This window comes from Limimaricola soesokkakensis, from assembly GCF_900172345.1.
GTDB classification, from domain to species: Bacteria; Pseudomonadota; Alphaproteobacteria; order Rhodobacterales; family Rhodobacteraceae; genus Limimaricola; species Limimaricola soesokkakensis.
On record NZ_FWFY01000001.1, the window covers coordinates 359,566 to 378,691 of the forward strand.

The 19,126-nt window shown below is 67.1% G+C and carries 16 protein-coding genes; 13 read left to right on the forward strand and 3 right to left on the reverse strand.

Annotated features, from left to right (window positions below; translation table 11 throughout):
• Positions 1 to 23: 23 nt before the first annotated feature.
• Positions 24 to 1,802: an SLC13 family permease gene (locus LOS8367_RS01705; RefSeq protein ID WP_085894708.1), complete on the forward strand. Its 1,779-nt coding sequence runs from the start codon at positions 24 to 26 to the stop codon at positions 1,800 to 1,802.
• A 75-nt stretch (positions 1,803 to 1,877) separates the two neighbouring features.
• Complete coding sequence (locus tag LOS8367_RS01710) at positions 1,878 to 2,627, forward strand: YebC/PmpR family DNA-binding transcriptional regulator (RefSeq protein ID WP_085894709.1); 750 nt, start codon at positions 1,878 to 1,880, stop codon at positions 2,625 to 2,627.
• A 68-nt stretch (positions 2,628 to 2,695) separates the two neighbouring features.
• On the opposite strand, the gene LOS8367_RS01715 is transcribed toward LOS8367_RS01710, so the two are convergent.
• On the reverse strand, positions 2,696 to 3,301 hold the full coding sequence (locus tag LOS8367_RS01715) for a LysE family translocator (RefSeq protein ID WP_085894710.1): 606 nt from the start codon (positions 3,299 to 3,301) through the stop codon (positions 2,696 to 2,698).
• 809 nt (positions 3,302 to 4,110) lie between these two features.
• Positions 4,111 to 4,320 carry a DUF1127 domain-containing protein gene (locus LOS8367_RS01720; RefSeq protein WP_085894711.1) on the reverse strand — a complete coding sequence of 70 codons (210 nt, stop codon included), beginning with the start codon at positions 4,318 to 4,320 and terminating at the stop codon, positions 4,111 to 4,113.
• Between the two features lie 318 nt (positions 4,321 to 4,638).
• Between LOS8367_RS01720 and LOS8367_RS01725 the strand changes: the two genes are divergently transcribed.
• From LOS8367_RS01725 to murD, 9 genes are all read left to right on the forward strand, one after another.
• The gene (locus LOS8367_RS01725) at positions 4,639 to 5,742 is read left to right on the forward strand and encodes an Mrp/NBP35 family ATP-binding protein (protein ID WP_085894712.1); all 1,104 of its coding nucleotides are present in this window, start codon (positions 4,639 to 4,641) and stop codon (positions 5,740 to 5,742) included.
• Between the two features lie 662 nt (positions 5,743 to 6,404).
• Positions 6,405 to 6,899, forward strand: a complete 495-nt coding sequence (locus LOS8367_RS01730; RefSeq protein WP_085894713.1) for a division/cell wall cluster transcriptional repressor MraZ — start codon at positions 6,405 to 6,407, stop codon at positions 6,897 to 6,899.
• 3 nt (positions 6,900 to 6,902) lie between these two features.
• Complete coding sequence (rsmH, locus tag LOS8367_RS01735) at positions 6,903 to 7,877, forward strand: 16S rRNA (cytosine(1402)-N(4))-methyltransferase RsmH (RefSeq protein WP_085894714.1); 975 nt, start codon at positions 6,903 to 6,905, stop codon at positions 7,875 to 7,877.
• Positions 7,874 to 8,233: a cell division protein FtsL gene (gene ftsL, locus LOS8367_RS01740; protein WP_085894715.1), complete on the forward strand. Its 360-nt coding sequence runs from the start codon at positions 7,874 to 7,876 to the stop codon at positions 8,231 to 8,233. The genes rsmH and ftsL overlap by 4 nt, the downstream gene beginning before the upstream one ends.
• Positions 8,230 to 10,014: a peptidoglycan D,D-transpeptidase FtsI family protein gene (locus LOS8367_RS01745; protein WP_085894716.1), complete on the forward strand. Its 1,785-nt coding sequence runs from the start codon at positions 8,230 to 8,232 to the stop codon at positions 10,012 to 10,014. Before ftsL ends, LOS8367_RS01745 begins: the two co-directional genes overlap by 4 nt.
• A 17-nt stretch (positions 10,015 to 10,031) precedes the next feature.
• On the forward strand, positions 10,032 to 11,534 hold the full coding sequence (locus tag LOS8367_RS01750) for a UDP-N-acetylmuramoyl-L-alanyl-D-glutamate--2,6-diaminopimelate ligase (RefSeq protein WP_085894717.1): 1,503 nt from the start codon (positions 10,032 to 10,034) through the stop codon (positions 11,532 to 11,534).
• A complete protein-coding gene (locus LOS8367_RS01755) occupies positions 11,531 to 12,973 on the forward strand; it encodes a UDP-N-acetylmuramoyl-tripeptide--D-alanyl-D-alanine ligase (protein WP_085894718.1) in 1,443 nt (480 codons plus the stop codon). Before LOS8367_RS01750 ends, LOS8367_RS01755 begins: the two co-directional genes overlap by 4 nt.
• Positions 12,974 to 12,978: 5 nt before the next feature.
• The gene (gene mraY, locus LOS8367_RS01760; protein WP_085894719.1) at positions 12,979 to 14,061 is read left to right on the forward strand and encodes a phospho-N-acetylmuramoyl-pentapeptide-transferase; all 1,083 of its coding nucleotides are present in this window, start codon (positions 12,979 to 12,981) and stop codon (positions 14,059 to 14,061) included.
• Positions 14,062 to 14,083: 22 nt separating this feature from the next.
• A complete protein-coding gene (gene murD / locus LOS8367_RS01765; RefSeq protein WP_085894720.1) occupies positions 14,084 to 15,481 on the forward strand; it encodes a UDP-N-acetylmuramoyl-L-alanine--D-glutamate ligase in 1,398 nt (465 codons plus the stop codon).
• Positions 15,482 to 15,495: 14 nt separating this feature from the next.
• On the opposite strand, the gene LOS8367_RS01770 is transcribed toward murD, so the two are convergent.
• A complete protein-coding gene (locus LOS8367_RS01770; RefSeq protein ID WP_085894721.1) occupies positions 15,496 to 16,686 on the reverse strand; it encodes a BaiN/RdsA family NAD(P)/FAD-dependent oxidoreductase in 1,191 nt (396 codons plus the stop codon).
• A 152-nt stretch (positions 16,687 to 16,838) separates the two neighbouring features.
• On the opposite strand from LOS8367_RS01770, the gene LOS8367_RS01775 reads away from it, so the two are divergent.
• Both LOS8367_RS01775 and LOS8367_RS01780 read left to right on the forward strand, forming a co-directional pair.
• Positions 16,839 to 18,005 (forward strand): peptidoglycan glycosyltransferase FtsW, encoded by a 1,167-nt coding sequence (locus tag LOS8367_RS01775; protein ID WP_085894722.1) that lies wholly within the window; start codon positions 16,839 to 16,841, stop codon positions 18,003 to 18,005.
• Positions 18,005 to 19,111, forward strand: coding sequence for a UDP-N-acetylglucosamine--N-acetylmuramyl-(pentapeptide) pyrophosphoryl-undecaprenol N-acetylglucosamine transferase (locus tag LOS8367_RS01780; RefSeq protein ID WP_085894723.1), 1,107 nt, complete (start codon positions 18,005 to 18,007; stop codon positions 19,109 to 19,111). The genes LOS8367_RS01775 and LOS8367_RS01780 overlap by 1 nt, the downstream gene beginning before the upstream one ends.
• The last annotated feature ends 15 nt before the right edge of the window (positions 19,112 to 19,126 follow it).

Below are 19,126 nucleotides of genomic sequence, written 5' to 3' on the forward strand. Positions count from 1 at the left end.
GGCCGCCCCGGAAGGTTTTGACGATGCTCGGCATTTCCCTGTCGTCCGAGGCCGAAGCGATCGCCGCGATGCTGATCGTGCTGGCCATGTTCCTAGCGTTCCTGCGCGAGATCTATCCCGTCGAGGTGGTGGCGATCACCGGCGCCATCACGATGCTGGTGCTGGGCATCCTGCCCGAGGCCGCCGCCATCGGAGTCTTCGCCAACCCGGCCCCATGGACCATCGCGGCGCTTTTCGTGGTGGTGGGTGCCCTCGTGCGGACCGGCGCGCTCGACTGGATCTCGGCCCAAGCCGCCCGTCATGTCGAAAAACGCCCCAAGACGACGCTGATCACGCTCACCTTCACCGTGCTCGCCATGTCGGCCTTCGTCAACAACACGCCGATCGTGGTGGTGATGATCCCGATCTTCGTGCGGCTTTCGGCGCAGATGGGGCATCAGCCTTCGAAGCTGCTGATCCCGCTGAGCTACTTCGCCATCTTCGGCGGCATGCTGACACTGATCGGTACCTCGACCAACCTGCTAGTCGATGGTGTGGTACAGGCCGCCGGCATGGAGCCTTTCGGCATCTTCGAGATCACCGGCGCCGGGCTTCTCATGGCCGGTGTGGCGGTGGCCTATCTGGGGCTGATCGGCCGCAAGTTGTTGCCCGACCGCGATTCCATGGCGGGGCTACTTTCGGGCAAGTCGAAGATGCGCTTCTTCACAGAGGCGGTGATCCCGCCCGACAGCAACCTGATCGGCCGCGAGGTCACCGATGTGCAGCTGTTCAAGCGCGACGGCGTGCGGCTGATCGACGTGGTGCGCGGCGACGCCTCGCTCAGGCGCAACCTCACCGGCGTCACGCTCGAGGTAGGCGATCGGGTGGTGCTGCGGACCGCGATGACCGAACTCCTGTCACTTCAGGCCAACAAGAGCCTGCGCCGGGTCGATCAGGTGTCGGCGGTGGAAACCACCACGGTCGAGGTGCTGATCACGCCCGACTGCCGCATGGTGGGCCGCAAGCTCGGCGATCTGCGCCTGCGCCGCCGCTACGGCGTCTATACCCTCGCGGTGCATCGCCGGGACAAGAACATCGGCCGTCAGATCGACGATCTTGTGGTGCGGGTCGGCGATACGCTGCTGCTCGAAGGCGCGATGGCCGATATCCAGCGGCTTGCCACCGACATGAACCTTGTCAATGTCGCCCAGCCGACCGAGCGTGCGTATCGTCGCAGCCATGCACCGATCGTGATCGCGGTGCTTTTTGCCATCGTTGGCCTCTCGGCTATCGGTGTCGCCAACATCGCGGTGATGAGCTTCATCGGCGTGGCGGTGGTGCTGCTGACCCGCTGCATCGATGCCGACGAGGCGTTCGGCTTCATCGACGGGCGCTTGCTGGCGCTGATCTTCGGGATGCTGGCAGTGGGAGCGGGGCTCGACCATTCCGGCGCGGTGTCGCTGCTGGTCGACTGGCTGACACCCAGTCTCATGCATCTGCCGAGCTGGGCGCTGGTGCTGGTGGTCTATCTGTTGGCTTCCGTGCTGACCGAGATCGTGTCGAACAACGCCGTGGCGGTGATCCTGACGCCGGTGGCAATCGGTCTGGCGCAGGCTTTGGGCGTCGATCCGCGGCCGCTGATCGTGGCGGTGATGTTCGGCGCTTCGGCCGCCTTCGCGACACCGATCGGCTATCAGACCAACACGCTGGTCTACGGACCGGGGGGCTACAAGTTCTCTGATTTCCTGAAGATCGGCGTGCCGCTGAACGTGCTGACCGCGCTCACCGCCTCTTTGGTGATCCCTCTGTTCTTTCCGCTCTGAGTGCCCGCTTGCCCCCTTTGCAGGGGCTGGCATATAGAGACCCGGACTTTCGCATATCACGACAGGAGCCCCGCCATGGCCGGCCATTCCAAATGGGCCAACATCCAGCACCGCAAGGGGCGGCAGGACGCCGCGCGCTCCAAGCTGTTCTCGAAGCTCTCCAAGGAGATCACTGTCGCCGCCAAGATGGGCGATCCCGATCCTGACAAGAACCCGCGCCTGCGCATGGCCGTGAAGGAGGCCAAGTCGGTCTCGGTCCCCAAGGACGTGATCGACCGCGCCATCAAGAAGTCGCAGGGCGGTGACGCCGAGAGCTATGACGAGATCCGCTACGAGGGCTACGGTCCCGGCGGCGTCGCCGTCATCGTCGAGGCGATGACCGACAACCGCAACCGAACCGCCTCGAACGTGCGCTCGACCTTCGGCAAGAGCGGCGGCAATCTCGGCGAGACCGGCTCGGTGTCCTTCATGTTCGATCGCAAGGGCGAGATCTTCTACAAGCCCGAAGTCGGCGACGCCGACTCGGTGATGATGGCCGCGATCGAAGCCGGTGCCGAGGATGTCGAGAGCGACGAGGACGGCCATTGGATCTATTGCGCCGACACCGATCTCAACGAGGTGGCGACGGCCCTTGAGGCATCGCTCGGCGAGAGCGAGACCACCAAGCTGATCTGGAAGCCGCAGAACCGCACGCCGCTCGGCGCCGAGGAATTCGCGAAGCTGATGAAGCTGGTCGAGACGCTCGAGGATGACGACGACGTGCAGACCGTCACCACCAATGTCGACGCTTCCGACGAGGTGATGCAGGCCTATGCCGAAGGCTGAGGTCTGAGGCTCACGCCGACGGAAACGACTGCGACGCCGGGGGCCAGACAGGTCTCCGGCGTTTCTCGTCAGAGCGCCGCGAGGATCGGCCAGAGGGTGGCGACCAGCAGCGCCGCCATCGTGACGTTGAAGATCCTGAGACGGCGGGGCCGCGACAGCAGGCGCCGCAGCGAAGTCCCGAGCACGGTCCATAGCCCAGCCGAAACCGTGCCCATCGCGGCGAAGACCGCCACCACCATCGCCACACCCCAGAGCCCGGCATCCCCGACATAGGCGCTGGTCGCCGTCACCGACATCGCCCAGGCCTTGGGGTTTACCCACTGGAACGCCGCCGCCTGCAGGAAGGTGAGGGGGCGGCCTTCGGTCTCGGGCGCGTCGGCCGATTTCGGCGCCGCAGTGGCGATCTTCCAGGCCAGCCATAGCAGGAAGCCGATCGAGGCGATCCGCAGCACCGTGGTCAGCGCGGGCCACAGCTCGAACACCCGTGCCAGCCCGAGGCCTACGAGTCCGGCCATGCCGGCAAATCCCAGCGCCACGCCCGCCATGTGCGGTACCGAGCGGCGAAGCCCAAAATTGGCGCCCGAGGCCATCAGCATGAAGTTGTTCGGCCCCGGCGTGAACAGGGTCACGAGGGCGAAGCCCATCAGGGCGGGCAGGAGCGCGAGCGAGGTCATGCCGTCAATCTGCACGCGTCGCGGGGAATGGAAAGGCCCAAAACGAGAAACGGCGACGCCCAGGGACGAGGGGCGCCGCCGTCTGTTCCGGTCGGCGGATCCTCAGGGAGGAGGAGGAGAACCCGCTACCGTCTCGGTCGACCGGCACGAACCAGAGAGGAGGAGGGCCCGGCCGGTCTATGCAACGAATGCCGTTTTGGGAGGAGGGGCATCCGTATCCTGTGCGACCGGCGGGGTCAGGGAGGAGGAGGACCCCGCCGGTCTGATGCGCGCCGTTCCAGGGAGGAGGAGGGAACGGCCCGTATTCGAATTTCGCGAGCGACGGGACAGGGAGGAGGAAGTCCCGTCGCTCTGATCCGCGTGCGCTCCAAGGGAGGAGGAGAAGCGCCCGTGGTGTGCGACCGGCTGGGTCAGGGAGGAGGAGGACCCTGCCGGTCTGATCTACGTGCGCGCCCCAGGGAGGAGGAGGGGGCGGCCCGTATCCGTGAATTCCTGCGAGCGACGGGGCAGGGAGGAGGAAGCCCCGCCGCTCTATGGTCCGCGTGCGCTCTAAGGGAGGAGGAGAAGCGCCCGTGGTGTGCGACCGGCCGGGTCAGGGAGGAGGAGGACCCTGCCGGTCTGATCTACGTGCACGCCCCAGGGAGGAGGAGGGGGCGGCCCGTAACTCTGTCGTTCTTCAAGGCGACGGCATCAGGGAGGAGGAAGATGCCGTCGCCTCGTTGCGGGCCACCCAGGGAGGAGGAGGGGCGGGACCGCGGCTCGCGACCGGTTCAGGGAGGAGGAGGAACCGGTCGGGAACTGGGAAACTTTTACTTGGCCTCGGCGGCCTCGATCGCCACGCGCTTGATCATCGAACGGCTCAGGCCGAGATCGGCCAGATCGCGATCGCTCAGCGCCTGCAGCTCGTTGTAAGTCGAGCGATAGATCTTGTTCTTCGCCACACGGTCGGCCAGAGTGGCGCGGAAGGCGGCGATGCGCTGGCCCAGGCCGGCGCTGCGGGTTTCGGTCGTGTATGCCATGTCGCATACCTCTTTCATTCGGGGCCCAATCGGCGGGCCGGTCTGCTCAGTTCTGGTCGATCCCAGATCTCGGGACCGGTCGTCGAAGGCGCCGTATTGCGTCTTCGAGGATCAAAATAGCCACGTGCTGCGGATGCACAATCCCTCGGAACGACAATGCTGCTATGCAGCGAGCGCATGGTAAAAATTTCATGAAAACATGGTCTTCCTTAGCGTCACGTCAGCTTTTTCGTGGCTGCTTGCGCATTGGGCGGCAAAGCACGAGTCTTGCGCGACAATCGGGCAGGGCCCTGATGGAACATAGGAAACGGAACCGAGATGACAGTGACGCGTGACCAAATCCTCGACGAATTGCGCCGCATCGGGCTGCCCGGTGGCGGCGATCTGGTGACGCGCGACATGGTCCGCGCCATTGGAATCGATGGCGGCCATGTGCGGTTCGTCATCGAGGCTTCCGATTCCGACGCCGCGCGTGGCATGGAGCCGGTCCGCCGGGCGGCCGAGGCCGCGGTGGCGGCGCTTCCCGGCGTCGACCATGTCAGCGTTCTGCTGACGGCGCATGGTCCGGCGAGCCCCGCTGCGAAGCAGGCGCCGCAGGGCGAGGCGCCCTCGCTCAAGATCGGTCGTCATCCGACGCCGCAGGCCCCCGGTCAGACCGGGCCGCAGCGGGTCGCCGGCGTCGACCGCATTCTCGCGGTGGGATCTGGCAAGGGCGGCGTGGGCAAATCGACCGTCGCCTCGAATCTCGCCGTGGCGCTGGCGCGCCAAGGGCGGCGCGTCGGGTTGCTCGACGCCGACATCTACGGCCCCTCGCAGCCACGCATGATGGGGGTGAACAAGCGCCCCGGCTCGCCGGACGGCAAAACCATCGAGCCGCTGCATGCACATGGCGTCACCATGATGTCGATCGGGCTTATGGTGGACCCCGACAAGGCGGTGGTCTGGCGCGGCCCGATGCTGATGGGGGCGCTGCAGCAATTGATCGGCCAGGTGGCCTGGGGCGAGCTCGACGTGCTGATCGTCGACCTGCCGCCCGGCACCGGCGACGTGCAGCTTACATTGTGCCAGCGCACGCATCTGACCGGCGCGCTCGTGGTGTCGACGCCGCAGGACGTGGCGCTGCTCGATGCCCGCAAGGCGATCGACATGTTCAAGACGCTCAAGACCCCGGTGCTGGGCCTGATAGAGAACATGTCTCTTTATATATGCCCGCAATGCGGCCACGAGGCGCATATCTTCGGCCATGGCGGTGTGGGGCTCGAGGCCGAGCGGCTGGGCGTGCCTCTGTTGGGTAGCTTGCCCATCGATCTCGACACGCGTCTTGCGGGCGATGCGGGGACACCTGTGGCGGCCGGCGAAGGGGCCATGTCCGAGGCCTATGCCAAGATCGCACATGGGCTGATCGCAGGCGGCATGGCCTGATCGCGCCCCGGTCCGGGATCTCATGGGATCTCGGGCCGGGAACTCATGGAACCTCTGGGCCGTTATTCGAATCGAGCCTGTCGATTCGGGCAGGTTGGTAGGGTTATCCCCGGTCTTATCCACAACTTAGGCGACTCTGTTGAGAATGTGGGGCTTTTTGCCGATCCCTGCGCGGGATGCCGCTAAGCGAACCGCGCCGCTCTTTTGGAAAGGCGAGGATTTTAGGTCACAATCTCAAATCGCAATATCTTGTATTTGCATCGGCATGATCTCTAGATCGTGTGGTTTTTCGACGAAATCGGCGGAATTTTTAGGGAGCGGGGGGTAAAGACCGTCCCTCGAACCGGCATTTTAGACCTGAAATTTGTTGCCTCCCATGAATTCCCATGGCATCCCTGTGGCCAAGGAAACGGTGGACAAACGGACTAGGGGCACCAAGACCCCATCGGCAAAAAATTAGCAGGTTCATACAGGCAACCCGCTGTTTTCTAACAAGAGATCCGGCGCGCGAGCGAGCAGACATCCCCCCAGGTGGCGCGCGCGATCGGACATCCCGGAAACGGGACGATGCGGCGGATCGAGCAGTGGCAGCAGCTCGGTCCGCCGTTTTCGTATCACGAGGTCTCTGACCTGGGCGGGCATGGGCAAGGGTCTCGATACGCGTGCTGGGTTTCACCGGAGAGTATCCGCAGAAGATCGACGGGAAAGGGCGCATGTCCATCCCGGCCGACTTCCGCCGCGTGCTCGAAGCCGGTGATCCGGATTGGACCGAGGGACTTTCTCCCAAGCTTTACCTGCAGTTCGGTGACCATCTTAAGGACAACCTGCGGGTCTATTCGGTCGAGGAATTCGACCGTATCGCGGCCCAGATCCGGGCCATGCCCGCCGGCTCCAAGCAAAAGCAGATGGTCAGCCGGCTCTATCTTGGCCAGTCGATGAAGCTCGAGGTCGACCGCGACGGCCGGATCGTCATGCCGATCCGCCAGCGTCGCAAGCTGGGGCTGGAGCAGGGCGAGGTTCTGTTCATGGGCGTCGGCGACTATTTCGAGATCTGGAAAGCCGACACATTCGAGCAGACCGTGGGCCAGGAGGTCACCGACTGGCTCGAGGAACAGCCCGAGGGCTTCGACCCGCTCAGCCTCGTGGAAGGGCTCTGAACCATGGTTGATGCGCCTCATGTGCCGGTATTGCTGCGGCCGCTGATCGCGGCGCTGCAGCCGATCCAGGGGGTCTGGCTCGACGGCACTTTCGGTGCGGGCGGCTATACGCGGGCGCTGCTCGATGCCGGCGCCGACAAGGTATTCGCGGTGGATCGCGATCCCTCGACCTTCGAGATGGCCAAGGCTTGGGCCGGGCAATATGGTGACCGGCTGCAGATGCGCGAGGGGCGATTCTCTCAACTCGATCAACTCGCGGGCGAGCCGCTCGACGGCGTCGTGCTCGATCTCGGCGTCTCCTCGATGCAGATCGACCAGCCCGAGCGCGGATTCTCCTTCCAGAAGGACGGCCCGCTCGACATGCGCATGGGCACCACCGGTCCCTCGGCCGCCGATATCGTCAACGAGGCGGACGAGGCGCATCTCGCGCGGATCCTGTTCCTCTATGGCGAGGAGCGGCAGAGCCGCCGCATCGCCCGCGCCATCGTCGCTGCGCGCCCCGTCACCACGACGCTGCAACTGGCCGAGATCATCGCGCGATGCCTGCCACGCCAGAAGCCGGGCCAGTCCAATCCGGCGACCCGTAGCTTCCAGGCGCTGCGCATCGCGGTGAACGAGGAATATGACGAGCTCTACGAAGGGCTCGCCGCGGCCGAGCGGGCGCTGAAGCCCGGGGGGCTGCTGGGCGTGGTGACCTTCCACTCGGTCGAGGACCGCATGGTCAAACGCTTCATGCAGCTGCGCGCCGGTGCCACCGGCAACGCCAACCGCTTCGCCCCCGAGGTCGAGGGGCCGCCGCCGGCCTTCGAACTGGTCGGGCGCAAGGCCGCCGGGCCCGACGACGAGGAACTTGCCGCCAACCCGCGCGCTCGCTCGGCGCGGCTCAGGGTGGCGCGGCGCACCACAGCCCCGGCGGGGCGGGCCGATCCGGCCGCGCTGGGCATGCCTATTCTGGACAAAGGGGAGAAACGTCGATGAGGGGCGTGATCTACGTGCTGTCGGCGCTGGCCGTCGTCGCCTTGGGCTTCTGGGCCTATCAGGAGAATTACAGCACGCAGCAGAGCCTGCGCGAGGTGCGCCAGCTCTATGCGCGGATCGGCGCGGCACATGCCCGTCTGGGCATGCTCAACGCCGAATGGGCCTATCTCAACCGTCCCGACCGGCTACGCGACCTCGCCGACCTGAACTTCGACCGGCTGGGTCTGCTGCCGCTGCGCCCCGAGGCCTTCGGCCAGATCGAACAGGTCGGCTTTCCGCCCGAGATGCTGCCGCCGATCATGAACCCGGTCGAGGTGTCTTCGGCCTTCATGAACACCGATGAGGAACCGCTGTGATCAGACGGCCGTTGCGCCCGCTGGCGCGAATCCTCAAGGCGCGCGAGCGCGGCGAAAATCCCGACGCGATCGAGCGCGAGAACCTGCGACTGCGTCACGAGGAAAACCGCGACCGTGCCCGTTCGCGCGCCGAGGGCCGGCTGTTGGTGTTGGGCGGCTGCTTCTTCCTTGCCTTTGGGGCCATCGGCTTGAAGATGGGGGGCATGGCAGGCGCGCCTGCCGAGGAACCCCGCGCGTCCGCCTCCGGCAACCCGATCATTGCCCAGCGTGCCGACATTACCGATCGCAAGGGTCGGATCCTCGCCACCAATCTCGATACCTACGCGCTCTATGCGCAGCCGCCGCAGATGGTCGACCCGGTTCGCTCGGCGGCCGAACTGGTGCGGATCTTCCCGGAACTCGACGAGCAGGAGTTGCTCGAGGATTTCACCGGCCCGCGCAAGTTCATGTGGATCCGCAAGCAGATCAGCCCCGAGCAGCGCCAGGCGGTGCATGACATCGGCGATCCGGGCCTGTTGTTCGGTCCGCGCGAAATGCGGATCTATCCAAACGGGCCGATCGCCGCGCATATCCTGGGCGGCGCCAGCTATGGCCGCGAAGGGGTCTCATCGGCCGAGGTGATCGGCGTTGCGGGGGTGGAACGCCGATTCGATGCCTATTTGCGCGATCCTGCCAATGAGGGGGCTCCGCTCAGGCTGTCTCTCGACCTTACCGTGCAATCTGCGGTTGAAGAGGTCCTGCTGGGCGGCATGAATCTGCTCAACGCGCGCGGGGCGGCGGCGGTGCTGATGGAGGCCAAGACCGGTGAGATCGTCGCCATGGCGAGCCTGCCAGACTTCGACCCGAACAACCGGCCCCGGCCGCTGACCAAAGGCTCGCCCGCCGACAGCCCGCTCTTCAACCGCATGGTGCAGGGCGTCTACGAACTGGGCTCGGTGTTCAAGATCTTCGCCGTGGCGCAGGGGCTCGAGATGGGCCTGATCCAGCCCTCGACCATGATCGACACCAAGGGTCCGATGACTTGGGGCCGGTTCCGAATCCGCGACTTCCACGACTACGGCCCGCAGCTCTCGGCCACCGACGTGATCGTCGAGAGCTCCAACATCGGCACCTCGCGCATCGCGCTGATGTTCGGCGCGGAGAAGCAACGGGAATTCCTGGGAGAGCTCGGCATGCTCGAACCCACGGCGGTTGAGATGATCGAAGCGCCCACCGGCAAGCCCCTGCTGCCGGCGCAATGGTCCGAGATCTCGACCATGACCATCTCCTATGGCCACGGCCTCTCGGTCACGCCGCTGCATCTCGCCGCCGGCTACGCGACACTGGCCAATGGCGGTCTCAAGGTTACGCCGACGCTGCTGCACAAGGCCAACCGTGCTCCCGGGGAGCGGGTGGTCAGCGAGCAGACCGCCGCCGCGACCCGCGCCATGCTGCGCGCCGTGGTCAGCCGCGGCACCGCGAGTCTGGGCGATGTCGAAGGCTACGAGGTCGGTGGCAAGACCGGCACCGCCGACAAGCCCAAGGAAAACGGCGGCGGCTATTACAAGGACAAGGTGATCTCCACCTTCGCCGGCATGTTCCCGGCCACCGATCCGAAATACGTCTTCGTGGTGACCTTCGACGAACCGGTGGAAACCACGGGTTCGATCCCGCGCCGCACCGCCGGCTGGACCGCCGTACCGGTGGCCGCCGAGATGATCCGGCGTACGGCACCGCTGCTGGGGCTCCGGCCGCAGGTTGAAGGTGCGCCCTATGAGGGTATATCGCTGGCCGCGAACTAGGGCGGCGAGGGGCTGACATGGACGGCAAACAGGCCACGCTGGCCGAATTGGGGCTGACGGCGCAAGGCGGCCGCGAGGCGCGCCTGACCGGGCTTTCGGTGGATAGCCGCGAGGTGCGGCCGGGTCATCTCTTCGCGGCGCTGCCGGGCAGCGTCGCGCATGGGGCAGGCTTCGTCGAAGTTGCGCTCGAAAAGGGCGCTGTCGCGATTCTTACCGATGCCGAAGGTGCCCGCATCGCCGCGCCCGCCCTGTCGGGCAGCGAGGTGGCGCTGATCGTGGCCGAGGAGCCGCGACAGGCGCTGGCGCGCGCCGCTGCACTGTGGTTCGGCCCGACGCCGGAAACCATCGTTGCCGTCACCGGCACCAACGGCAAGACCTCCGTTTCTACATTTGCACGCCAGATCTGGGTCGCGATGGGCCGCCGCGCCGTCAATCTCGGCACCACGGGGGTCGAGGGGGCATGGACCCACCCGCTCAAGCACACGACGCCCGAGCCGATCACCCTGCACCGCGCGCTGGCTCAGGCCGCGCGCGAAGGCGTGACCCACGTGGCGATGGAAGCCTCCAGCCACGGGCTTGATCAGCACCGACTCGACGGGGTGATCCCGGCCGCGGCGGGCTTCACCAATTTCAGCCAGGACCATCTCGATTATCACCACAGCTTCGAGGCCTATTTCGAGGCCAAGCTGGCGCTGTTCGACCGGGTGCTGCCCGATGAGGGCGTGGTTGCGGTCAATCTCGATGATCCCAAGGGTGCCGAGATCGCCCGACGCTGCGCTGCGCGCGGCCAGGAGGTGATCGGGGTCGGTCGTGCCGAGGGGGCGCGGCTCAGGCTTCTGGCGCAACGTTTCGACGCCACCGGGCAGGAGCTGCGTTTTGCTTGGCAGGGCACGGCCCGGATGTGCCGGCTCGATCTCGTCGGCGGTTTCCAGGCCGAGAATGTGCTTTTGGCCGCCGCTCTTGTCATTGGTGCGGGCGAAGACCCCGACGAGGTATTCCGGTCGCTGCCGGAGCTCACTACGGTGCGCGGCCGGATGCAGCTCGCCGCCCAGCGCGGCAATGGCGGCACCGTCTTCGTGGATTACGCGCATACGCCGGATGCGGTGGAGACGGCGCTCAAGGCTCTGCGCCCGCATGTGATGGGACGGATCATCGCCATCGTCGGCGCGGGCGGTGACCGCGATCGTACCAAGCGACCGCTGATGGGCGCGGCCGCCGCTCACAATGCCGAAGCGGTGATCGTCACCGACGACAACCCCCGGAGCGAGGATCCCGCAGCGATTCGCGCCGCCGTGATGGCGGGCGCGCGCGGCGTGGTGGGCGGCGCCGAGAGCATCACCGAGACCGGCGACCGCGCCGAGGCGATCCTGCGCGGTGTCGATGCGCTGGGGCCGGGCGATGCGCTGCTGATCTGCGGCAAGGGCCACGAGACCGGCCAGATCGTCGGCGACGACATCCTGCCCTTCGACGATGCCGAGCAGGCCTCGGTCGCCGTGGCCGCGTTGGAGGGCCATGCATGACGCTCTGGACCGCAGCCGACGCCGCCACCGCGACCGGTGGGCGCGCCACCACGGGATGGAGCGCTACTGGCGTCTCGATCGATACCCGCACCCTAAAGCCCGGCGATCTCTTCGTGGCGCTGGAGGCGGCGCGCGACGGGCATGATTTCGTGGCGCAGGCGCTCGAGAAGGGTGCCGCGGCCGCGATGGTGAGCCGCATTCCGGAGGGCCTGGCCGAAGACGCGCCGCTCCTGCTCGTCGACGAGGTGCTGCCGGCGCTGGAGCGGCTCGGCATCGCGGGTCGTGCCCGTACCCGGGCCCGCGTCGCCGCGATCACCGGTTCGGTCGGCAAGACCTCGACCAAGGAGATGCTGCGCGCGGCCCTTGAGGGGCAGGGACGGGTCCATGCGGCCGAGGCGAGCTACAACAACCATTGGGGCGTGCCGCTGACACTGGCGCGGATGCCTGCCGACACCGATTTCGCGGTGATCGAGATCGGCATGAACCACCCCGGCGAGATCGCGCCGCTGGCGCGCATGGCACGGCCGCACGTGGCGATGATCACGACCGTCGCCGCCGTCCATCTCGAGGCCTTCGAGAATGTCGAGGGGATCGCGCGTGAAAAGGCCGCGATCTTCGAGGGGCTGGAGCCGGGCGGCTGCGCCGTGGTCAATGGCGACCTGCCGACCAGCCCGATCCTGCGCGCCGCGGCCCGTGCCGCCGGGGCGCGGATCATCGGTTTCGGCAACGGCGTCAGCAACCACCACCGCCTCAAGGAAGCGCATGTGCGCGACGGAGTCACGGTGGGGCGGGCCCGGCTATGGCGCACCGAGGTGTCGCTCAAGGTCGCGACCGAGGGGCGGCATTTCATGGTCAACGCGCTGGGCGTCATTGCCGTGGCACAGGCACTGGGCGCCGACCGTGCACGCGCCATCTGCAACCTCTCGGCCTGGGCGCCGCCGGCTGGACGCGGGACCCGCGAGACCGTGGTGCTCGACCCGGCCCGCGACGGCGAGACGCTGGAACTGATCGACGACGCTTTCAACGCCAACCCGACCTCGCTCTCGGCCGCGCTCGCGGTGCTGGCTGCGGCGCAGACCCGCGACGGCGTGGGCCGGGTGCATCGCGGTCGCCGCATCGCGATTCTCGGCGACATGCTGGAGCTGGGCCCGCGCGAGCGCGAGATGCATGCCGAGATGGCCGCCGATCCGTCCATGGCGGCGCTCAGGACCGTGCATTGCGTGGGCCCGAGAATGCGCGCGCTGCACGAGGCGCTGCCCGATGCGCAGCGCGGTCGTTGGGTCGAGAAGGTCGAGGAGTTGATCCCCGAAACCGCGCGGCTGGTCGATTCCGGCGATGTCGTGCTGGTCAAGGGCTCCAAGGGCAGCCATGTCAGCCGTCTTGTTGACGCGATCCGCAAACTGGGGCAACGGACCCTCTCCGGCGACAAGGAGGCCTGAGGCCCATGCTCTATCTGCTGACGCTGCTGTCCGACGGCGGCGACTTCTTCAACTTGTTTCGCTACATCACCTTCCGTGCCGGCGGGGCCTTCCTCACGTCGCTGCTGTTCGGGTTCCTGTTCGGGCCGCCGCTGATCAACGTGCTGCGCCGCACCCAAGGCAAGGGTCAGCCGATCCGCACCGACGGGCCGGAGGGGCATTTCGTCAAGGCAGGCACGCCGACCATGGGCGGGCTCCTGATCGTCGGCGCGGTGATGACCTCGACGCTGCTCTGGGCGCGGCTCGACAACCCCTACGTGCTGATGGTGCTCTTCGTGACGCTGGGCTTCGCGATGATCGGTTTCGCCGATGATTACGCGAAGGTTCGCAAGCAGAACACGGACGGCGTCTCGGGCAAGCTGCGGCTGCTGATCGGCTTCGCCATCGCCGGTCTCGCGGGCTGGTGGGCGGCGATGTACCATCCCGACAACCTCACCAACCAGCTCGCCTTTCCGGTCTATAACGAGATGCTGCTCAACCTCGGCATTCTGTTCGTACCCTTTGCCATGGTGGTGATCGTCGGCGCCGCCAACGCGGTGAACCTGACGGACGGTCTCGACGGACTCGCGATCATGCCGGTGATGATCGCCGCCGGAGCCTTCGGCGTCATCGCCTACGCGGTGGGCCGAACCGACTTCACCGAGTATCTGGGCGTCCACTACGTACCCGACACCGGCGAGATCCTGATCTTCACCATGGGGCTGATCGGCGGCGGGCTGGGCTTCCTGTGGTACAACGCGCCGCCCGCGGCGGTCTTCATGGGCGACACCGGCAGCCTCGCGCTGGGTGGTGGCCTCGGCGCCATCGCGGTGGCGACCAAGCACGAGATCGTGCTGTCGGTCGTCGGCGGCCTCTTCGTGGTCGAGGCGCTCTCGGTGATCATCCAAGTGCTCTACTTCAAGCGCACCGGCCGCCGGGTGTTCCTGATGGCGCCGATCCACCACCATTACGAGAAGAAGGGCTGGTCCGAGCCGCAGATCGTGATCCGCTTCTGGATCATCTCGCTGATCCTCGCGATGATCGGCCTCGCCACGCTGAAGCTGCGCTGAGGCGCATTCCACGGAGAGAGCTATGATCCCGGTTCGCGGACATGAGGGCCAGACCGTCGCGGTGCTGGGGCTGGGCCGGTCCGGCCGGGCAACCGCGGCGGCGCTGAAGGCGGGCGGTGCGCAGGTCGTCGCCTGGGATGACGGCCCCTCTGGGCGCGAGGCGGCCGAAGCCGAGGGGATCGAGCTGCGCGACCTGACACGCGCGAGCGCCTTCGAGGGCGTGTCGCTGCTCGTCACCTCGCCGGGCATCCCGCATCTTTACCCGGCGCCGCACGCCGCCATCGCCGCGGCCTGGGAGGCGGGGGTGCCGGTCGACAACGACATTGGCCTGTTCTTCCGCAGCTTCGCCGCCGAGGGCTTCGACCAGTTCGACACGATGCCGCGCATCGTCGCCGTTACCGGCTCGAACGGCAAATCGACCACTTCGGCGCTGATCCACCACATCCTCACCGAGAACGGCCGGCCGGCGCAGCTTGCCGGCAATATCGGCCGCGGCGTGCTCGACCTCGATCCGCCGCATGACGGCGAGGTGGTGGTGCTGGAGCTGTCGAGCTACCAGACCGAGCTGGCGCGCGCCCTGACCCCCGATATCGCGGTGCTGACCAACCTCTCGCCCGATCACCTCGACCGGCATGCCGGGCCGGGCGGCTACTTCGCCGCCAAGCGACGACTGTTCTCCGAAGGCGGGCCGGACCGCGCCGTGATCGGCGTCGACGAGAACGAGGGGCGATACCTTGCCAATCAGCTCGCCACGGGAATGGCCGACGATCGCGTCATCGCCATCTCCTCGGGGCGCAAGCTGACCGGTCCGGGCTGGAACGTCTTCGCGCGCAAGGGCTTTCTCGCCGAATACCGCAAGGGGCGGCAGGTGGCCTCGGTCGATCTGCGCGACATCCCCGGTCTGCCGGGCGCGCATAACCACCAGAACGCCTGCGCCGCTTGGGCCGTGGCGCGCAGCCTTGGCCTCGGCCCGCGCGGCATCGAAGCGGCGCTGCGCTCCTATCCCGGCCTGCCGCATCGCTCGCAGCGCGTGGCCGAAAAGGATGGCGTGGCCTTCGTCAACGACAGCAAGGCCACCAATGTCGACGCAGCCGCCAAGGCCCTTGCGGCCTTTCCGCGCATCCGCTGGATCTGTGGCGGGCTGGAGAAGGAGGGCGGCCTGTCGGGGCTGGGCGAGGGCCTGTCGCATGTCGCCAAGGCCTATGTGATCGGCCGCGAGGCCGAGGCCTTCGCGGTGAAGCTCTCGGGCGTCGAGGCGGAGGTGTGCGGCACGATGGCGGTCGCGGTGAAGCGCGCCATGGAAGAGGCCGAGCCGGGCGAGGTGGTTCTGCTGGCGCCCGCGGCGGCGAGCTTCGACCAGTACGACAACTTCGAGAAGCGCGGCGATGATTTCGTAGCCTGCGTCCGAGGGCTCCTCTAAGGGCCGCGGGGCGCTCAGCCGCCCTGCGCGATCGCCGTCCCCGCAGCAAAGCCCGACGCCCAGGCCCATTGAAAGTTGTAGCCGCCGAGCCAGCCGGTGACGTCGACGCATTCGCCGATGAAATGCAGCCCCGGCACCGATTTGGCCTCCATCGTCTTCGATGACAGGGCATCGGTCGAAACACCGCCCAGGGTCACCTCTGCCGTGCGGTAGCCCTCGGTGCCGGTGGGGGTGAGCCGCCAATTCCGCAAGCCCTCGCAGAGCGCATCGATGGCACGGTCGGATTGGTCCGCCATGTTGCCCTGCATCGGATGCTCCGTGACCCAGGCCTCGACCAGCCGCGCAGGCAGATGCTGCGCCAGAACCGTCTTCAACGCCTTCTTCCCGTCGCTGCGCCGCGCCGCGCGGAGGCTTTCGGCAAGCGTGCCGCTAGGGGCGAGATCGAGGCGGATCTCGCCGCCCTCGCGCCAATAGGAGGAGGCCTGCAGGATCGCGGGGCCTGATAGGCCGCGATGGGTGAAGAGCAGCGCCTCGTCGAAGGCGGGGCCGTCGGCCTGCGCGCGCACTGGTAGCGCCACGCCGGACAGCCCGGCGAAACGGTCGGGAAAGGTCAGCGGCACGAGTCCCGGCCGCGTTTCGGCCAGCGGCAGGCCGAACTGTTCGGCGATCCGGTAGGCCAGACCCGTCGCGCCCATCTTGGGAATCGACTTGCCGCCCGTCGCCACGACGACGCGGGCCGCGCGGATCGACTCGCGTTGGCCCGCGCGTTCGATCACCGCCCGGAACCCGCTCTCCTCGCGGGACAGTTCGACCAGCGATGTCTCGAGCGACAATTCGGCGCCGGCTTCGCGCATCTCGGTCAGCAGCATGGCGACGATCTGGGTGGCCTTGCCGTCGCAGAACAGCTGGCCCAGCGTCTTTTCATGCCAGGCGATGCCGTGCTTCTGCACCAGGTCGAGGAAATCCCAAGCCGTGTAGCGCGCCAGCGCCGATTTGTGGAAATGGGGATTCGCGCCGAGAAAACATTCAGGCGCGGTCCGCAGGTTGGTGAAGTTGCAGCGGCCGCCGCCCGAAATGCGAATCTTCTCGCCGGGGTTGCGGGCGTGATCGATCACCAGCGCGTCGCCCCCCGCATGGATGGCCGCGAAAAGACCGGCGGCGCCGGCCCCGAGGATCAGGGTGTTGATCTGCCGAATATTGTTCATGACTGGGCACCTGCCGCTTTTCTGCCACGGGCTCAAGCCTCGTGGCGGCAAAGACTGGACGTTATTTTCATGGTCAATCCGGCATGAGCGCGCTAGTCTCTCCCGCAGACCCGCACAAGCGGGCAGGGCAGAGGCAATCAGGCAGCAGGTTCATGACCGAAATGGTGCATGGGGCGGTCCCGGTCAGGACCGTCGATCCGATACTCCCGCGCTGGTGGCGCACCATCGATGTCTGGACCATGTCCTGCATCCTGTTGCTGTTTGCGATCGGCATCCTGCTGGGCCTCGCGGCCTCGCCGCCGCTGGCCTCGCGCAACGGTCTCGACCCGTTCTATTACGTCAGCCGCCAGGCCTTCTTCGGCATCGTCTCACTCGCGGTGATGATGGGCATCTCGATGATGACCCCGCAGATGGTGCGCCGTCTCGCGGTGCTGGGATTCGCGGGCGCCTTCGTCGCGCTGATGCTGCTGCCGTTCTTCGGCACCGATTTCGGCAAGGGCGCCGTGCGCTGGTTCTCCTTCGGCTTTGCCTCCGTGCAGCCCTCCGAGTTCCTCAAGCCCGGCTTCGTGGTGGTGGCGGCCTGGTTCATGGCCGCGGGGATGGAGCCCTCCGGCCCTCCGGGGCGGATGTGGTCCTTTGCGCTTGCCTTCACCATCGTGATGTTCCTCGCACTGCAGCCCGATTTCGGTCAGGCGGCGCTGGTGCTGTTCTCTTGGGGCGTGATGTATTTCGTGGGCGGCGCACCGATGGTGCTGCTTCTCGGCCTTGCTGGCGCCGTCGTCGCCGGCGGCACGCTGGCCTATAGCAACTCCGAACACTTCGCGCGCCGCATCGACGGCTTCCTTGCCGCCGAAGTCGATCCCAATACCCAGCTGGGCTACGCCACCAACGCGATCCGCGAGGGCGGCTTCTTCGGTGTCGGCGTTGGTGAGGGGCAGGTGAAATGGTCGCTGCCCGATGCGCATACCGATTTCATCATTGCGGTGGCGGCCGAGGAATACGGCCTGATCTGCGTTCTGGTGATCATCGCGCTCTATGCCACGGTGGTGGTGCGCTCGCTGCTGCGGCTGATGAAGGAACGCGACACCTTCATCCGGCTCGCCGGCACCGGCCTCGCCTGCGCCTTCGGCGTGCAGGCGATGATCAACATGGGCGTCGCGGTGCGGCTGCTGCCCGCCAAGGGCATGACGCTTCCCTTCGTGAGCTATGGCGGCTCCTCGGTGATCGCGTCGGGCATCGCGCTGGGCATGCTTCTGGCCTTTACCCGCACCCGTCCGCAGGGCGGCATTGGCGACATCCTGCTGCGGCGGGGCCGCTGATGTCGGCGCCGCTCCTCGTGATCGCCGCCGGCGGCACCGGCGGACACATGTTCCCCGCCCAGGCGCTGGCCGAGCTGATGCTCACCCGTGGCTGGCGGGTGAAGCTCTCCACCGATGCGCGCGGCGCGCGCTACACGCAGGGCTTTCCGCGCGAGGTCGAGATCGAGCAAGTCGGCGCCGCCACCTTCGCCCGGGGCGGACTTTCGGCAAAGGCGATCGCGCCCTTTCGCATCACGGCCGGTGTCGCCGCGGCGGTGAGCCGGATGATGCGCGATCGGCCGGCCGCCGTGGTGGGGTTCGGCGGCTACCCGTCGATCCCGGCGCTGGCCGCGGCAACACTGCTCAAGCTGCCGAGGATGATCCACGAGCAGAATGGCGTGCTGGGACGGGTGAACGCGCTCTTCGCACGGCGTGTCCATGCGGTGGCATGCGGGACGTGGCCCACCGAGCTGCCCCCGGGTGTCGAGGCGGTCCACACCGGCAACCCGGTACGACGCGCCGTGCTCGACCGCGTCGGCGCGGCCTATATCCCGCCGGGCGATTACCCGATGTCGGTGCTGGTGATCGGCGGCAGCCAAGGCGCGCGGATCCTGTCGGACGTGGTGCCGCCGGCAATCGCCAACCTGCCAGCAGAGCTGCGCCGCCGGGTCCGCGTCAGCCATCAGGCCCGCGAAGAGGACGTGCAACGCGTCTCGACCTACTATTCCGACGAGGGCATCGACGCCGACGTTCAGACCTTTTTTGCGGACGTGCCGACCCGGATGAGCGAGGCCCAGCTAGTGATCTGCCGCTCCGGCGCGTCGACGGTGGCCGATCTGAGCGTGATCGGCCGGCCGGCGATCCTCGTTCCCTTTGCCTCCGCCGCCGCCGACCACCAGACCGCGAACGCGCGGGGCCTTGTCGAAGCCGGCGCGGCGATCATGTTCCCCGAGAAGAAATTCCACGTCGAGGCGCTGAGCGAGAAGATCGCCTTGGTGCTCGGTGACAGCGACGGCGCGATGCGCATGGCCCATGCGGCGCGCGACGCAGGCGTACCGGACGCGGCGGAGCGCCTTGCGGGGGTTGTGGAGCGCCTCGTGGACGCAGAGAAGGGGAAAGATTCTTGATGGACGGGACGCAAC

What these genes read in the sequence shown, in the direction of transcription:
- LOS8367_RS01705 (WP_085894708.1), top strand. Translation starts at nt 24, where the DNA reads ATGCTCGGCATTTCCCTGTCGTCCGAGGCCGAAGCGATCGCCGCGATG.
- LOS8367_RS01710 (WP_085894709.1), top strand. Translation starts at nt 1,878, where the DNA reads ATGGCCGGCCATTCCAAATGGGCCAACATCCAGCACCGCAAGGGGCGG.
- LOS8367_RS01715 (WP_085894710.1), bottom strand. Translation starts at nt 3,301, where the DNA reads ATGACCTCGCTCGCGCTCCTGCCCGCCCTGATGGGCTTCGCCCTCGTG.
- LOS8367_RS01720 (WP_085894711.1), bottom strand. Translation starts at nt 4,320, where the DNA reads ATGGCATACACGACCGAAACCCGCAGCGCCGGCCTGGGCCAGCGCATC.
- LOS8367_RS01725 (WP_085894712.1), top strand. Translation starts at nt 4,639, where the DNA reads ATGACAGTGACGCGTGACCAAATCCTCGACGAATTGCGCCGCATCGGG.
- rsmH (WP_085894714.1), top strand. Translation starts at nt 6,903, where the DNA reads ATGGTTGATGCGCCTCATGTGCCGGTATTGCTGCGGCCGCTGATCGCG.
- ftsL (WP_085894715.1), top strand. Translation starts at nt 7,874, where the DNA reads ATGAGGGGCGTGATCTACGTGCTGTCGGCGCTGGCCGTCGTCGCCTTG.
- LOS8367_RS01750 (WP_085894717.1), top strand. Translation starts at nt 10,032, where the DNA reads ATGGACGGCAAACAGGCCACGCTGGCCGAATTGGGGCTGACGGCGCAA.
- LOS8367_RS01755 (WP_085894718.1), top strand. Translation starts at nt 11,531, where the DNA reads ATGACGCTCTGGACCGCAGCCGACGCCGCCACCGCGACCGGTGGGCGC.
- mraY (WP_085894719.1), top strand. Translation starts at nt 12,979, where the DNA reads ATGCTCTATCTGCTGACGCTGCTGTCCGACGGCGGCGACTTCTTCAAC.
- murD (WP_085894720.1), top strand. Translation starts at nt 14,084, where the DNA reads ATGATCCCGGTTCGCGGACATGAGGGCCAGACCGTCGCGGTGCTGGGG.
- LOS8367_RS01770 (WP_085894721.1), bottom strand. Translation starts at nt 16,686, where the DNA reads ATGAACAATATTCGGCAGATCAACACCCTGATCCTCGGGGCCGGCGCC.
- LOS8367_RS01775 (WP_085894722.1), top strand. Translation starts at nt 16,839, where the DNA reads ATGACCGAAATGGTGCATGGGGCGGTCCCGGTCAGGACCGTCGATCCG.
- LOS8367_RS01780 (WP_085894723.1), top strand. Translation starts at nt 18,005, where the DNA reads ATGTCGGCGCCGCTCCTCGTGATCGCCGCCGGCGGCACCGGCGGACAC.